The organism is Flavobacterium sp. WC2409 (assembly GCF_041200085.1).
Classification (GTDB): domain Bacteria; phylum Bacteroidota; class Bacteroidia; order Flavobacteriales; family Flavobacteriaceae; genus Flavobacterium.
In genome coordinates this window covers 1,411,783-1,427,246 of the sequence record NZ_CP165625.1, presented here as the reverse complement: position 1 = coordinate 1,427,246, position 15,464 = coordinate 1,411,783, and the positions used below count along the sequence as shown (strand labels likewise).

The 15,464-nt window shown below is 33.2% G+C and carries 11 protein-coding genes; 2 read left to right on the top strand and 9 right to left on the bottom strand.

The features are described from left to right. Position 1: 1 nt before the first annotated feature. The 6 genes from AB3G34_RS06200 to AB3G34_RS06175 all read right to left on the bottom strand — a co-directional run bounded on the left by AB3G34_RS06200 (position 2) and on the right by AB3G34_RS06175 (position 8,591). The gene (locus AB3G34_RS06200) at positions 2-1,918 is read right to left on the bottom strand and encodes a DUF294 nucleotidyltransferase-like domain-containing protein (RefSeq protein WP_367769919.1); all 1,917 of its coding nucleotides are present in this window, start codon (positions 1,916-1,918) and stop codon (positions 2-4) included. Positions 1,919-2,454: 536 nt separating this feature from the next. After that, positions 2,455-3,822: an NAD-dependent succinate-semialdehyde dehydrogenase gene (locus tag AB3G34_RS06195; protein ID WP_369753805.1), complete on the bottom strand. Its 1,368-nt coding sequence runs from the start codon at positions 3,820-3,822 to the stop codon at positions 2,455-2,457. Between the two features lie 186 nt (positions 3,823-4,008). After that, a complete protein-coding gene (gene fucP, locus AB3G34_RS06190) occupies positions 4,009-5,334 on the bottom strand; it encodes an L-fucose:H+ symporter permease (RefSeq protein WP_369753804.1) in 1,326 nt (441 codons plus the stop codon). Positions 5,335-5,350: 16 nt separating this feature from the next. Further along, on the bottom strand, positions 5,351-6,283 hold the full coding sequence (locus AB3G34_RS06185; RefSeq protein ID WP_367769910.1) for a carbohydrate kinase family protein: 933 nt from the start codon (positions 6,281-6,283) through the stop codon (positions 5,351-5,353). A 29-nt stretch (positions 6,284-6,312) separates the two neighbouring features. Next, a complete protein-coding gene (locus tag AB3G34_RS06180) occupies positions 6,313-7,176 on the bottom strand; it encodes a sugar phosphate isomerase/epimerase family protein (RefSeq protein ID WP_367769908.1) in 864 nt (287 codons plus the stop codon). Positions 7,177-7,208: 32 nt separating this feature from the next. Next, positions 7,209-8,591 carry a carbohydrate porin gene (locus AB3G34_RS06175; RefSeq protein ID WP_369753803.1) on the bottom strand — a complete coding sequence of 461 codons (1,383 nt, stop codon included), beginning with the start codon at positions 8,589-8,591 and terminating at the stop codon, positions 7,209-7,211. A 401-nt stretch (positions 8,592-8,992) separates the two neighbouring features. Between AB3G34_RS06175 and AB3G34_RS06170 the strand changes: the two genes are divergently transcribed. Both AB3G34_RS06170 and AB3G34_RS06165 read left to right on the top strand, forming a co-directional pair. After that, positions 8,993-9,730 carry an NUDIX hydrolase gene (locus tag AB3G34_RS06170; protein ID WP_367769902.1) on the top strand — a complete coding sequence of 246 codons (738 nt, stop codon included), beginning with the start codon at positions 8,993-8,995 and terminating at the stop codon, positions 9,728-9,730. 87 nt (positions 9,731-9,817) lie between these two features. Then, positions 9,818-11,047, top strand: coding sequence for a multidrug effflux MFS transporter (locus tag AB3G34_RS06165; RefSeq protein WP_369753802.1), 1,230 nt, complete (start codon positions 9,818-9,820; stop codon positions 11,045-11,047). An 8-nt stretch (positions 11,048-11,055) separates the two neighbouring features. On the opposite strand, the gene AB3G34_RS06160 is transcribed toward AB3G34_RS06165, so the two are convergent. The 3 genes from AB3G34_RS06160 to AB3G34_RS06150 all read right to left on the bottom strand — a co-directional run bounded on the left by AB3G34_RS06160 (position 11,056) and on the right by AB3G34_RS06150 (position 15,447). Further along, complete coding sequence (locus AB3G34_RS06160) at positions 11,056-12,336, bottom strand: NAD(P)/FAD-dependent oxidoreductase (RefSeq protein WP_367769897.1); 1,281 nt, start codon at positions 12,334-12,336, stop codon at positions 11,056-11,058. Positions 12,337-12,433: 97 nt separating this feature from the next. Continuing rightward, positions 12,434-13,771, bottom strand: a complete 1,338-nt coding sequence (locus AB3G34_RS06155; RefSeq protein WP_369753801.1) for a DEAD/DEAH box helicase — start codon at positions 13,769-13,771, stop codon at positions 12,434-12,436. Positions 13,772-13,902: 131 nt separating this feature from the next. Further along, a complete protein-coding gene (locus AB3G34_RS06150; protein ID WP_367769893.1) occupies positions 13,903-15,447 on the bottom strand; it encodes a DEAD/DEAH box helicase in 1,545 nt (514 codons plus the stop codon). Positions 15,448-15,464: the final 17 nt, after the last annotated feature.

The following is a 15,464-nucleotide window of genomic DNA, read 5'->3' as shown; positions in this document are numbered from 1 at the left end:
TTTATGAAAATTGAGTCATTTGAAATGTGTCTTTAATCAAGTCCTCCAATTCTTTCATTGGAGCTAATGCATTTTTAAGTTTTTCTCTATCTGTTTTTGACAATTCTTCTAAGTTGATATACTGTCCAGAATTATCATTTTTCAAACCTTCTAATGCTCTAAATTTAGACAAAACTAAGAAAGCTTCGGCACATTCTAGATAAATTTCAGCATGTTTAGGATTGGTAATAGCTAATTGTTTAAAACGAATGTATGTATTATTAATTCCTTTGATATTATGACTTAATGTAAATAAACGGGCGCCATCAATTAGTGGCATTAATGCACGTGTCTTAATATCAAATTTATCTTTATTAGGACCTTCTTCTTCTACATTAAATTTCTTAAAAAAGGTCAATGGAGAATTGTTTCTTAAAGCATCATTCCCTAAAAAGTCATAAAATAAAACATTATTTTCAGCATTTTTATATACTACATTATTAATTGCATCTTCAATTTTTTGTTCGCCAAAAACAATTTCATAATCAAAAAATATACTGCTTAAATCACTACTGTTTTCGGCTGTAGTATTCATCCAACTGTTGTATTGTTTTGTCCAATCTGAAAGGGACTTACACCAAAGCATATTGCTAGCCATATGTCCATTTGGACACAATTGATATCCTACTTTTTCTAAAATTAAAGTAGCTTTTTTTGCTAAATTAAGGAAATAGTCTTTTACGGCTCTATATTTTTCAGGAGCAACATCTTCAAAAATTAAAATACTGTCCTGATCTGTGGGTAATAATTGCTCTTTTCTTCCTTGACTACCAATGCTTAACCAGGCAAAACGAGCAGGAGGGGAGCCCAAATCTAAAATTGATTGCTCCACAGCGCGTTTTAAAATAGCAAAATTGATTTCGCTGGCAATATTTGAAATATGCGTAAGTGGAATGTTTTTTTGAATCGATGTCTGAACAATGTCGTCCAGTCTTAATCTGATTTGTTTTAGTTCTTTAGCTGTTTGGGAACGTTTTATCTCTTTGATTAAAACCCCAGGATTATTGGCTTGGGCTACCACTAAATCATGTTCCGAAATCACTCCTTTTACAATTGATTTGTTTGAACCATCCAGTGTTACGCATAAATGAGTGACGTTATTTTTTAACATTAATAATTGTGCTTCTGCCAAGGATACATTTTCAAGAACCGTAATTACAGGGGATGACATTACTTTATCAACAGAAATAGTTATAGGATATCTTCCTGTAGCAATTTTAGATGACATATCCATATCAGTAACAATACCAATAGGAATATTATTTTCACAAATTACAGCATTATTGATTCTCATTTCAGCCATTAACTGAGCAACATCTTTGACAATATTGTATGGAGCAGTAATTAATGGAGAGCTGTTATAAGATAAAGTCTGGAAATATTGCATTTCAGACTGTTGTACTGAAGAGAAACTAGTATCAGAAATTAGGTTTCTATGTGCATTTTCCTTAGTATTTGTGCTTCTTGAATTGACTGCAAAATTCTCTAGTAAAAAATTTAAAACATCTGAATTATTAGCTACAAAAGGCCTAAAAACAGCTATCGGTATAGCGTAAACAATACTTTCTTCACGTGCTTTTGCCGTCATCATGTAGTTGTTTTTTGCAAAAAAAGGACGCAAACCAAAAATAGCACCTTCATGACATTTATTCAAAATTGTTTCTTCGGCATCGGCAATTACAGATAAATTAATTAAACCGGAAGCCACCACATAAAAACTATCATGTAAAGCTTCATCAATTTGAAATAAGGTTTTATTAATTTCTAAATTGACTACTCGAATATTTGCAGAAATCTCTGATAACTCTTGAAACGTGAGTGCATCAAATGGAGCGTATTCTTTTAAAAAATCAGCAATGTGTTCTGCAATTGAATTCATATTTTTTGAATAATTATATTTAGCAAAATTAATAAATTAATGATGCAAATAACAGCGTAAATCTAGGTTATATATTAAATTTTGTGAATTTGTACTTTGGTTTAATTTAATTAATGAATTATGTACTAAAAGGAGAAGACTAAGTCAAAATTGTACTTTTTAATTATATCAATTGGCACAAGTAGTTTTACTGAGGAATCTTGCAGAATGGGAAGTTTGTATATTTTCTATTTTACATAATATAAATTATAGTTCGTTTTACATTACCCATAAATAGTATAGGCTGCCACCAATTTGAATGATTCTAATTGTTTTATAGAACAATCCACTGCAGCAACTTAATTCTCTTCGTAAATTGCTTCATTTATTTTTTGATATTCCGTGCCATGTTCAATAAATTTTCAAATACGCGATTCTCAGCGATTGTATATTATTAGAATAAAATGTAAAACCGGAAATTTTAATTCTATATATTTATAAGGATTTAATTTCTATCAAAAAATTGATTACACCATACTGTTTAAAAAGGTATCACTTTAATTTATCCAAATCGTTTTGGTATTCACAAATTCACGAATTCCATACGCAGCAAGTTCTCTCCCATAGCCACTGTTTTTTATACCACCAAAGGGTAATCTTGGATCAGAAACAACTAATTTATTTACAAAACTACTTCCAGCCTCCAATTGCAATGCAAGCCTTTCCCCTCTTTCTTTATTGCCAGTAAACACACCCGATCCGAGACCAAAAACAGAATTGTTAGCTAATTCAACCGCATGAGCATCATCTTTTGCTCTTATTACAGATGCTACAGGACCAAATAACTCATTATCAAAACCTTCCATTCCTGGCTCTAAATCTGCCAAAATAGTGGCTGGATAATACGCTCCATTTCTATCTGGAATTTCACCACCTAATACCAATCGGCCTCCTTGAGCTACAGTTTTTAGAACTTGTTCGTGAAGTTGATCACGCAAGTCTGTTCTAGCCATCGGGCCGTAATACGTAGCTTCATCCGTAGGTTCGCCCATTTTTGCAGCTTTCATTTTCTTTGTGAATAAGGCTAGAAATTCATCATAGATTTCATCAAGGACAACAAATCTTTTAGCAGCAATACAGGTTTGTCCGTTATTTTGTAATCTTCCTAAAGTAGCCATATCAGTCGCTTCTTCCATGTCAACATCATCAAGAATAATATAGGCATCGCTACCTCCTAATTCCATCACTGTTTTCTTTAAATTTTGTCCAGCAATCGAAGCAACAGAACGACCTGCTGGTTCGCTTCCAGTAAGCGTCACAGCCATTATATTTTTGTCTTCAATAATATCTTTTACCAATTTTGAATCGATGTTTAAGTTGGTAAATGTACCTGTAGGAAATCCTGCTTTTACAAATGCATCTTCCAGCGCAAATGCACAACCTTGAACATTTGAGGCATGTTTTAAAACACCCGTATTTCCTGCCATCAAAGCTGGAACTGCAAATCGTATGACTTGATAAAATGGGAAATTCCAAGGCATAATAGCTAAAATTACACCGATGGGCTTAAAAGTAACATAACTCTTTGTAGCTTCAGTCTTTACGATTTCATCTGCCAATAGTCCTTTGGTATGATCCGCGTAGTAACGGCATACTAATGCACATTTTTCTATTTCTTTACGAGATTGACCAATTGTTTTACCCATTTCTCTAGTAGCTAATTGCGCATATTCTTCCTTATTTCCCTCTAGAATTGCAGCCAATTTATGCATCAATTGGGCGCGTTCTTCAAATTTTTTTTGCTTCCAACTATCGAATGTTTTTTTTGATTGGGTAATTTTTTCTTTAGCTTCATTTATTGTGATGCGATTATACTCCGCTATTTTTTCTCCAGTAGCTGGATTTATAGTTATAGTACTTACCATTATTTATATTTTTTGAGATTCCTTAATTATTATTCTAAACTAAAGTATAAAAATAAAGAAAAGCACTCCAAAAAAAGAGACTGTTATGATAATTAATTCCCAATTTTTGATGATACAAAACAAAAAACCCGAAATAGCCTTATAGTCTGTTTCGGGTTTTTAATTAGTAAATAAACGGATGAATTATTATGCCTTTTTTGATAATTGATACGTACTGTATCCGTAATGAGCCACTACAGCTAAACAAATTAGGGGTAGAATGAAAGAAAAATTCACTTCAGGAATGAATCCAAACAGTTTGATATCTGCAAATCCAGGACCTCCCATATCTAGCATAGATCCTTGTAAAACGGGCATCAAAGCACCACCAACAATGGCCATTACTAAACCTGCAGAACCAATTTTGGCCTCATCTCCCATATCTTTCAATGCAATTCCGTATATCGTTGGAAACATAATTGACATGAATATGGAAATACAAATTAGCGAAATTAATCCAGGCATTCCTTGTAGTACAATAGCGCCTGCTGCACAAATTACTCCTCCAATGCCAAATACCATCAATATTTTGGATGGGTTTAAAGTTTTCATTAAAGCCGTTCCAATCCATCGTCCCGATAAAAATAAAAGCATTGCAGCAATATTGTAATAGGTTGCTGTTAAATGTAATCCAAAGGTATGATTGATATTATCAACATATTGAAAAATAAATGTCCAACACATGATTTGCGCTCCAACGTAAAATGCTTGTGCTAAAACGCCGTGTTTGTAATTTTTATTGGCAAATAATTTTTTGAATGATTCCGCTACTGACATTTTATCTTCGTGAGCTGTGGTAGGCATTTTAGTAAAAATGATAATGATTAAGATGATCAAAACAAAAAGTCCTAAACCAATATAAGGAATACTGATTACACTCAAATCATTTTCACGAATACTAGCTAACTCAGTTGAAGATAAAGCATGATACGCTTCCTGGGTGTAATCATCAGATTTTATTTCTTTGATTACTAAAAACTGGGCCATAATTAATCCCGTTATAGCACCAATAGGATTGAAGGCTTGCGCTAAATTTAAACGTTGGGTTGCTGTTTCTTTATTACCCAGGAATAAGATTAATGGGTTTGAAGTGGTTTCAAGAAAAGCTAAACCACAGGTAATTACCCATAATGAAATAAGAAAAAAAGTATAGCTCTGGTAATGAGCTGCTGGATAGAATAAAAAAGCACCTGTTGCATAAAGGATTAGTCCTAATATGATACCTGATTTATAGCTGTATTTTCTAATGAATAATGCAGCTGGCAATGCCATAAAGAAATACCCAAAATAAAATGCAAATTGCACTAATGACGCCTGCGTATTAGAAAGTTCAGGCATTACTTTTTTGAAAGTAGAAACCATGGGAGTTGTCAAATCATTAGCAATTCCCCACAGCGCAAATAATATGGTTATAATTACAAATTGAAAAATTAATTCTTTACTTACTACGGGTATTTTTTTTGTTAAATTCATTGGTCGGTTTATATAGTTAATTGGTAGTTGATGTTTTAGCAAAACGGTTTACTTGCTCAAATCCAGACAAGAAAACATCAATTTCTGTTGGAGAAATTACAGGGTTTGCTCCTTCATTTTGAGCAACGATGGCTCCAATGGCACTAGCAAAATTAATAGCGTGTTGTGGATCTTCACCATTCAATAATTTAATAATTAAAGCGGCTAAGAATGAATCTCCTGAACCTACCGTATCTACTACATTCACCTTGAAACCACAGTTGTGATAAAATTTATTGTTGCAATACAAAACGGCTCCGTGTGATCCTAAAGTCACACAAATGGTTTTCGTATTGGTTTTCTTCGCAATGAATAAGATGTTTTGCTCTAATGATTTTTTATCTGATTGTAAGTCTTGACAAATTTCATTTAACTCATCATCGTTAAACTTAATAAAATCAGCTACTTGCAATAATTCTAAAACATTCGATTTAGTATAATGTGGCACCCTTAAATTGACATCAAAAACGCTATATTTGGCTACTTTTAATAATTCTTTTAAAGTATTATTGGATACAGAATCTCTTGAAGATAAACTTCCATAGACAAAAAAATCAGCACCTTCAACCAGTTGTGTACTTGTAGTTGAAACTTCGATTTTATCCCAAGCAGCAGGATAATTAATATCATAAGATGCATTTCCTTTTTCGTTCAAAATTACATTTACCACTCCCGTAGCATAATTTTCTTTTACTTGAACGCTTTCAGTATTTACTCCTACTCCATTCAAATAATCCACTACTATTATTCCATTGGCATCATTCCCAACGGCACTTATCATAGCGATTTCTCCACCTAGTGAGTTTAATCTTGAAGCAACATTTAATGGGGCTCCCCCAATTTTTTTGTGTTCCAAAAAAACATCAAAAAGTACTTCACCAAAACAAACTCCTTTTAGCCTTTTTTCCATTTTATTTATTTTTTATTTATTTTTATTTTTTATTGAATTAATTGATTTTCATTGTACCAGAGGGCTACTTTTTCTTTCATAAATAGCAGACTGCCTTTGGCAAGATCTTCTGAATTGTATTTTGAAGGCCTCCACAAAGAAGTAGGTCCTACTAAAGCAGTGATTTCTGATGAGAAATTTTCTAGAACTAATGGTCCTTGGTAATTGATTTTGGCTAATGCCTTAAAAAAATCATCCCAATGTACATTTCCTTCTCCTGTCATTCCACGATCGCTTTCGGTAATATGAACGTGTTTCAAGCGGTCACCTGCAACAATAATAGGATCGTAAAAATTCATTTCTTCTATGTTCATATGAAAAGTGTCCAAATGCAAACCAATATTAGTAGTATTGATTTCTTCAATCATTTGCAACACTTCATGAGCCGCAGTAAAGACATAGCTTTCGTAACGATTAATCGGTTCAATCGCTAACGTTATATTTTGCTTCTTGGCGTAAACTGCCAATTCAGTAAAAACTTGACGAATAATGACTTTTTCATCAACTGTACATTGTTTTCCTGTAAAGGTCCCAATGGCCGAATGTAAGACACCACCTAAAAAATCACCTTCCAGCTCCCCTACTTTATCCAATGCTTTTGTAATCAAAGCCAAAGCATTTTCTGGGTATAATGGAATATGGGAAGCTTTGGGCAGATTCAGAGACAAACGTCCTTGAATTCCATGTTCATCCAGTTGCTTCTTAGTTGCTATGGCATCAAAATCTAATGATGATGGCAAAGAAATTTCAAGCATGTCAAAGCCATATTCTGCTGTTTTTTGTATGGCAAATGTTCCTCCTTCAGCAGTCCATCCGGGAATGAATGATAAAATACTAGTTCCAAAAATTGGCATATGTATCTATTTTAAATTATTTTTCTATTGAATTAAAACAACCACCACTCTGTTTTTACCCCTAAATAAGAACCCCATCGTTTTTGATTTACCAGTAAAAAAGAGGAGTAATTATGGTCTCTTGCAAAATCATTGTATCTGGCCACTGTATAAACCAAACGAATGTGCGGACGACTCCATGGATCCCGCTGTCCTAAAGGCACAATTGTAGGTGCGAGAGAAAATTTCCACATGCTTGCTTCTGGATTATCTCCGTCTTTTCTAACAGCATAATGTAATTCTTGAAGAATGTGAAACCAATCGGTCACATAATAAAAATTACGCATTCCAACTACCAAGTCGGTTTTTTGATTGTACAATTGTGTCCCATCGAAATAGGTGTCTTTATCAGTACTACTAGACCCACCTTTACTTCTTGTGAAAACACCATACCCATTGATGCTAAATTTTTTAGAAATATTTAATAAAAAGTGTTCCACCATCGTAAATGAATATGCACCATTGTATTTCCCTGCCGCATCTGGAGCTCCATAAGTAGCCCAAGTAAAAGTGTTTCCGTTATCACCACCATTCGCAATCCCGGTACCATAACGTGCCGATATTTGATTGAAAGAACCAGGCATAACGGTTTTAAACGGACTGTTGTATTTAATTCCAGCTACAAAACCGTTATCCGACGCATATTTAATACTGGCTTCATTAGAACTAGCTGATGCATAGTGAAATTCACCCAAAAGCTTTATGGTATTGTCGTTTTTAAATTTAAAACTGTGTTCCCCAATCCAAACCATTCTTTGACGAATAGCTGCATTTGTAGCACCCGCGACAGTAACTTCATAGTTATAAGGATAAATAGAACCTGTATTCGAAGAAGCAGGCATTAACATAGTCAGTTCTGTGGTTTTATGGCTTACACCAAAACCTTGTGAAGAATGATCATCAAAATAAAAATAATCACTGATGTGTATATCATCATAACGACGAAAACGGGATCCTGCCCAAGCAGACCATTTACTTCCCATAATATTAGTTGCTTCTACATAAGCCTCAGGAAGAATGAAAGTTAGTCCGTTTTTAGTTTGAGTGCTTGTATTTCCAATAAATTGTCCATTATTAGAGTACATTCCTAAACGCATTTGAAAAGTAACATTGGTACTTTCTTTCCCTACTAGTTTAGGTGTAAAGTGAAATGCAGGTAAAATATCGATATAGTCAGTTTGCTCCATTCGACCGCCCAAAGAGCCTTGGCCCGAAAGATTTAATGGTCTCCATTGGTTCCCTTCCCCATTTGGCGAAAGCCCAACACCAATTCGACCTGTAGTTCCCATAGAAAAGTTGGAATTTGTTATTACAACTTGTGAATACGATAACATAGCAGAAAAGGATAATAAAAATGTAGCAACGGTTTTTTTCATGACTTAGGGCTTGAATATTTGTTTATTTTTTTGTGTTCGCTTCAGTTTTTCGGCTACAATTAGTTTTTATTTATTAGCAATACTAAATCGAAATAGTTTTAACATTTGTATTAAACGTCAAAATGACTATTATTTTTCAAAAGTATATTTAAATTATTATATATGCTAAAAAAAAATACTTATATTTTGCTATTATTTAAATTAATTAGGTTTTATATGTATATATCGCATATAAATATATCTAAATTTCAAATTATAGATATAACGTACTAATGACGTTTGTATAAATATAGATAGACTTATCCATTCCTATCTATATTCATAATAAAATCCTTAAATTTGTTTTTTGAAGTATTTTAATTTTATTAAAAAACGTACAAACCATTTTTATTTTTCTACTTATGCAACCCCAAATAATTCCCAATATATCAGTTGACTGTGTCATTTTTGGCTTTGACTTTAATACTAAATCCTTAAACGTATTATTGATTGAACGTTTTTTAAAATCGGAAGTCAGTAAAGAACCACTTGTAAATGATTATGTTCTAACTGGATATCATACACTTGAAAATGAAACTATAGATGAAACTGCATCAAGAGTATTAAAGGAGCTAACGGGGCTTGACAATCTTTATAAAAAACAGTTTAAAGTTTTTGGTGACCCAAACCGTTTAATGAATGAAAGAGATATTATTTGGGCAAAAAATCAAAATTTTAATCAACGAACTATAACTATTGCTTATTATTTTTTATTACAAACACATGAAGTTAATTTAGAGACTACTAAGCTTAAAGTACAATGGTTTCCCATAAATAATTTACCCGCACTTGGATTTGATCATAAAACGATAATTAATGAGGCTTATGCTGATTTGAAAGAGAAATCGATGTACAAACCCATTATTTTTGAGTTGCTTCCAGATAAATTTACTATTAAAGAGTTACAAGATACATACGAATCTATATTAGGTACTGAGATTGACAATCGTAATTTTAGACGAAAACTAATTACAAAAAAATTCATTGTTAAATTAGACGAAAAACAAGTTGGTACATCTAAAAAGCCATCGAATCTATTTATGTTTAGTGAGGCAATTTATCAAAAAGCTTATACTGAGAGTTATTTAATAAACATTTAAATAAATTGGTAGTTATTTTAATACTTTAAAACGTATCAATTTTAGGGCAATAATTATTTACCTTTGCAAAAAATTAAAGCTCTTTTTATGTCTAAAGCTCGTTATTTCAAATTAATTCTAATTTTAGGTTCTCTTACTGCATTGGGACCCTTTTCTATAGACATGTATCTACCAGGATTTTCTGGTATCGCAAAAGATTTGAATACTACAGTAGCCAATGTTTCCATGACCTTGTCCAGTTATTTTATAGGAATTTCAGCAGGGCAATTGCTTTATGGTCCTTTATTAGATCGTTTTGGGAGAAAAAAACCATTGTTTATTGGATTATTGGTTTACATATTAGCATCATTAGGTTGTGTTTATGTAACTAATATTGACACTTTTATTGGTTTACGATTCATTCAAGCGATAGGAAGTTGTGCTGCTACAGTTGCTTCTGTTTCGATGGTTCGGGATTTATTTCCTGTGAAAGATATACCTAAAGTTTTTTCTTTATTGATGTTAGTAGTTGGGCTATCGCCAATGCTAGCACCTACAATTGGAGGTTATGTTACAGCGTATTATAGTTGGCATACTGTCTTTTTTATATTAATGTGTATGGGAATATTAATTCTTTTGGCCTCACAGATAGGCTTGCCAAATACATATGAACCAGATACCTCTATCTCATTAAAACCAAAGCCTATTATTACTAATTTCATAAGTATTGTAAAAGAGCCTCAGTTTTATACCTATGCTTTTACTGGTGCAATTGCTTTTTCTGGATTGTTTACTTATGTAGCTGCTTCTCCTATTTTATTCATGGATATTTTTAATGTGGATGCCAAAACATACGGTTGGATATTTGCATTTATGTCATTGAGTTTTATAGGTGCAAGTCAACTGAACTCATTGCTATTAAGGAAATTTTCAAGTGAGCAAATGATTTTTGGCGCATTGATTACACAATCAATAATTAGCGTTGTATTCCTTCTTTTGGCAATAAATGGTCTTTTAGGATTATATACAACAATTGCAATGTTATTTTTATTCTTAGCCTGTTTAGGGATATCTAACCCAAATACAGCAGGTCTTACACTTGCTCCTTTTTCAAGAAATGCTGGAAGTGCATCGGCATTAATGGGTGCCATCCAACTGGGGTTAGGGGCTTTGGCTTCTTTTGCAGTGGGTGTTTTTGTAAAAGATTCAATTACGCCTATGGTCGTAATAATGGCTTCAACAACTATTGCTGCCTTTTTAATTTTGATGGTAGGAAAAAGAAACATTAAAAAAACCATTGCAACTTCTCCTAATGAAGAAATTGCAATAATTCATTAATTGGGATTCTAGATTTCCTTTTTATCTACTTTAATTTTTTTATCGGGTCTAATGATCATACGTAGCGAATGGTCTTTTGCAAAATAAGCAATCATCCAGTTGAAGAATGTCTTTACTCTATTGCGGTAGGTTATCAAAGAAATAAGATGGATAAACAACCAGATTATCCAAGCAAAGAATCCCTTGAAATGCATTTTTGGCTTGGGTAAATCAACCACTGCTTTGTTCTTTCCAATGATAGCCATCGAGCCCTTATCATTGTATTTGAAAGGAATTAGCATCTTTTTGTTTAACATTAATTTGAAATTGGCAGCTAAGTTTAATCCCTGTTGAATAGCAACTTGCGCTACTTGAGGATGACCAGCGGGAAAATTAATATCGGTTAATTGAATGCAGGTGTCTCCAATGGCATAAATAGCATCTGTAGCATTTACTTTATTAAAAGCATCAGTTGCCATTCTTCTTCCACGACCATAACTTTCAGCCGGCATTCCTTCAAAAACTTTGGCAGAAACTCCTGCCGCCCAAATTAAATTTTTAGTTTGAATTGTTTCTCCATTGCCAAAATATACGGTGTCGTCAACATAATCTACAACAGTTGTATTAAGTTTTACAACCACACCTAATTTTGTAAGTGCATCTAGTGTGTCTTCCTGTGAGGCTTTACTCATGGGCGATAATACAGCATTAGATCCATCAACTAAATAAATATTACTGGCTGTAGTACTTAATTCAGGATATTCTTTTAATAAAATATTTTTTCGCATCTCAGCAAACATACCCGAAACTTCAACACCAGTAGGACCACCTCCTGCAACTACTATAGTTAATAATTTTCTACGCTCACGCATGTCTTTGCAAATGGCCGCTTTCTCTAGATTTTTCAATAAGGTATTGCGCATTACAATGGCATCATTCAAAGTTTTCATTGGAATGGCATTTTTTTTGACATTTTCCATTCCAAAATAACTCGTTTCTGCTCCAGTTGCAAAAACTAGGTAATCATAGTTTAGTTCTCCATTATTGAGAATAATTTTTTTCTCAGCTGGAACTACTTTAAGTAAATTTCCTAAGCGAAACTTTAGATTTTTTTTTCCTGCAAAAAACTTTCTAAAAGGGTAACTGATACTTGATGGTTCCAAAAAAGCGGTAGCGACCTGATAGATTAGCGGCGGAAAAAAATTATAATTATTTTTATCTACTAATGTGACATTAATATCTTTATGATTCAATAGTTCTTTAGCAAGATTCAATCCTGCAAAACCTCCTCCAATTATTACAATTTCCATTTATACTTGTATATTATTTATAATAAAAAACACCCATAAAATTAAGCAATTTATGGGTGTTTATGAAGGTATAAATCTGAAAAAAACAATGTGATTTTTATGTTCTTTTTAGTTTTTTAACAGGTTTCTCTTGAATTTGATTTTTGTTTTGTAACAAATAATTTGCTAATAATTTCTCAATCAATTCATCCTTAGTTAAATGATGAAACACCGTTTTGATTTTGGTCTTTAATTCCGCATCAACCTCATGATTGGGTTTGGTTTTAAAAATTTGTTTCGCCCATAACAACGTATTGTTTTCTTCGATACTAAGCGTACTCGGTTTTTTAAATTTGGTAAATTTTATTCCGAGTTCTTTTTCAAAATCATCTATTTCTTTTTCTTCTTCCGGTTGTAATACGGTTAAAGAAAGTCCTTTTGCTCCTGCTCTTGCGGTTCTACCAGAACGATGAACATACGCTTCGTAAACATCTGGTAAGTGGTAATTTACTACATAGGAAACTTCTTTTACATCGATACCCCTTGCAGCCAAGTCAGTTGCTACTAATATATTAATGTGTCCTTCACGAAATTGCTCCATGATTCGGTCTCTGATTCCTTGAGATAGACTTCCGTGCAATGCTCCTGATGAAAAGCGATTGATCGCTAAATTTTTAGCTAATTTATTCACGGCCGCTTTGGTCTTGCAAAATATGATTCCGCGTTCTCCTTCTTTTGAATTCAGAAAATGCATTAAAACATCTAGTTTTTCAATTGGATCTACCACAATGTATTCATGATCGATACCTTGATTACCAATAGTTTCCATATTGGCACTTACTTGAACTACGTTTTTATTTAAATAGTTCTGAATCAATTGCTTGATAGTACCTGGCATGGTTGCAGAGAATAAAAGTGTCTTATGACTTTTAGGTAATTCGGCAATAATTTCGTCTAGGCTTTCTTTTAAGATGGTTACCATTTCATCGGCTTCATCAAGAACAAGAAATTTTGTTTCCTGTAAGTTAACCGCTTTGCGCTGAATCAAATCAATTAAACGACCTGGAGTAGCCACAACAATATGTGTAGGCTGAGAAAGTCGTTCTATTTGTGGCTTGATTGGAATTCCTCCACAGGTTGCTGCAATAGAAACTTCGGGTAGGAATTGAGCAAAAGCCTCTAAGTTTTTAAAAATTTGGTGACCTAGCTCTCGTGTTGGTGCAAGTATTACGGCCTGTACTACTGGAGAAGCAGTATCTATTAATTGTAAAATAGGCAATCCAAAAGCGGCCGTTTTTCCAGTTCCCGTTTTTGCTAGTCCAACTAAATCAGTAGTGTTTGATAATAGTAACGGAATTGATTTTAGCTGAATTTCTGTTGGTTCAACAATTTTCAATTCGGTAAGCGCTTTTAAAATAGGTGCCGAAATTCCTAAATCAGAGAATTGTTTTGACATTTTTTTGGATTTGTTATTTTATAAAAAATAGTTGTTTTGTAATCTAGTTTCTAGCCCTGATGGGAACGATATCCTGTAGTGGCGGGGTTCGCCACTACAGATAAAGTGTACAGCAGGATTAGCTCCTTATATTAATCTTCATCAGGTTCGTTCATGATTTTCTCACGATACTTTTTCCCAATTAATAAAGTCATTTTTAGCTTATAATCATCAACAAGCCATTCGCGGTAGTTTTTACTACACTGACTTAAACATTTAGAATAGCGCTTGATACGGCAATCGATATCTTCATCTAACTCTCTTGATAATGATTTGGCTTCTTGTAAAGTCTCTGTATTGTCGACACACATCCCAGCATGTTGCTCGAGTGATTTATCCAAAACGACTTTAGAACGTAAATTTTGAGAAATAATTAGTTTGTGTTCTTCATCAACATCAAAAGTTACTTCGGCAGTTTTACTGAATTTAGCACGTAATTCTGGGGGCATTGCATATTTGAAATACAATTCGATTTCCGTATCATCACGAAGATTTTCAAGATAGAATTCAGGTGATTTAAAAATATGTTGCCAGTTTACAGGTTCACTCCACAATCCAAAACGGGCCGCATTATTCCCTAAATCAATAACGGTAAACATATCTTTATTAGGCAGTTTTCTAGAACCACGACCAATCATTTGATAATATAACGTCAGTGATTTAGTCGCTCTGTTTAAGATTATGGTTTCAACTGTAGGCTCATCAAAACCTGTAGTCAAAATTCCCACAGAGGTTAAAATAGCGTCCGGTGTATGCTTGAACCAATGTAAAATATCTTTACGTTCTTCGGTATTGCTGGTGTTATCCAGATGGCGTATAGGGTATCCTGCTTCTCTAAATGTTTCATAAACATATAAAGAGGTATTGATTCCATTATTGAAAATTAGTGTTTTCTTACCTAAAGATTTCTCCGTATAAGCATGCAGTAATTTTTCTTGCATGGCCATATTCGTATATAAATCATCGGATGATTTTACGGTGTAATCTCCATTGATTCCTACTTTTAAAGATGTTAAACCAACATCATAGCTGTAGGTTATGGCTTTCGCCAAAAATCCATTCTCAATTAGCGAACTGATTGTATCTCCTACGATTAATTCATCGTAGCTTTCATGCATGGGTAATTTTATATTAGAACTCAATGGAGTTGCGGTAACTCCTAATATAAATGCATTTGTGAATGAACTCAATAATTTACGGAAAGAGTTGTAATGGGCCTCATCAATAATTACTAAACCTACATTGTCAAGGTGTAGTTTTTCATCATTAATACGGTTTTTTAAAGTTTCAACCATGGCAACAAAACAAGAATACTCATTTTGATCAGGAAGTTCTTTTACTTTACTATTGATTATTTTGTTTTTAACTCCAAAACCTTTTAACATTTTTGAAGTTTGTTTACACAACTCAATTCGATGCGTTAAAACAACTACTTTTTTCTCATGTTTGGTCAAATAACGACGTACAATTTCAGAGAAAACCACTGTTTTACCACCACCAGTAGGCAATTGATATAACAAGTGATGTTGTTTTGGGGCATTATCTATGCGTTCAAAAATAGCGTCAATATCGCCTTGTTGATATGCATAAAGTTCTTTTTTGTCTTCTTTTTCTATTTCTATAGTATTTTCAAACATTGTTTTTGTTGGGTTTT

Bases quoted from the DNA above. Each gene is read 5' to 3' on its own strand.
- AB3G34_RS06200 (WP_367769919.1), bottom strand. From the start codon at position 1,918: ATGAATTCAATTGCAGAACACATTGCTGATTTTTTAAAAGAATACGCT.
- AB3G34_RS06195 (WP_369753805.1), bottom strand. From the start codon at position 3,822: ATGGTAAGTACTATAACTATAAATCCAGCTACTGGAGAAAAAATAGCG.
- fucP (WP_369753804.1), bottom strand. From the start codon at position 5,334: ATGAATTTAACAAAAAAAATACCCGTAGTAAGTAAAGAATTAATTTTT.
- AB3G34_RS06185 (WP_367769910.1), bottom strand. From the start codon at position 6,283: ATGGAAAAAAGGCTAAAAGGAGTTTGTTTTGGTGAAGTACTTTTTGAT.
- AB3G34_RS06180 (WP_367769908.1), bottom strand. From the start codon at position 7,176: ATGCCAATTTTTGGAACTAGTATTTTATCATTCATTCCCGGATGGACT.
- AB3G34_RS06175 (WP_369753803.1), bottom strand. From the start codon at position 8,591: ATGAAAAAAACCGTTGCTACATTTTTATTATCCTTTTCTGCTATGTTA.
- AB3G34_RS06170 (WP_367769902.1), top strand. From the start codon at position 8,993: ATGCAACCCCAAATAATTCCCAATATATCAGTTGACTGTGTCATTTTT.
- AB3G34_RS06165 (WP_369753802.1), top strand. From the start codon at position 9,818: ATGTCTAAAGCTCGTTATTTCAAATTAATTCTAATTTTAGGTTCTCTT.
- AB3G34_RS06160 (WP_367769897.1), bottom strand. From the start codon at position 12,336: ATGGAAATTGTAATAATTGGAGGAGGTTTTGCAGGATTGAATCTTGCT.
- AB3G34_RS06155 (WP_369753801.1), bottom strand. From the start codon at position 13,771: ATGTCAAAACAATTCTCTGATTTAGGAATTTCGGCACCTATTTTAAAA.
- AB3G34_RS06150 (WP_367769893.1), bottom strand. From the start codon at position 15,447: ATGTTTGAAAATACTATAGAAATAGAAAAAGAAGACAAAAAAGAACTT.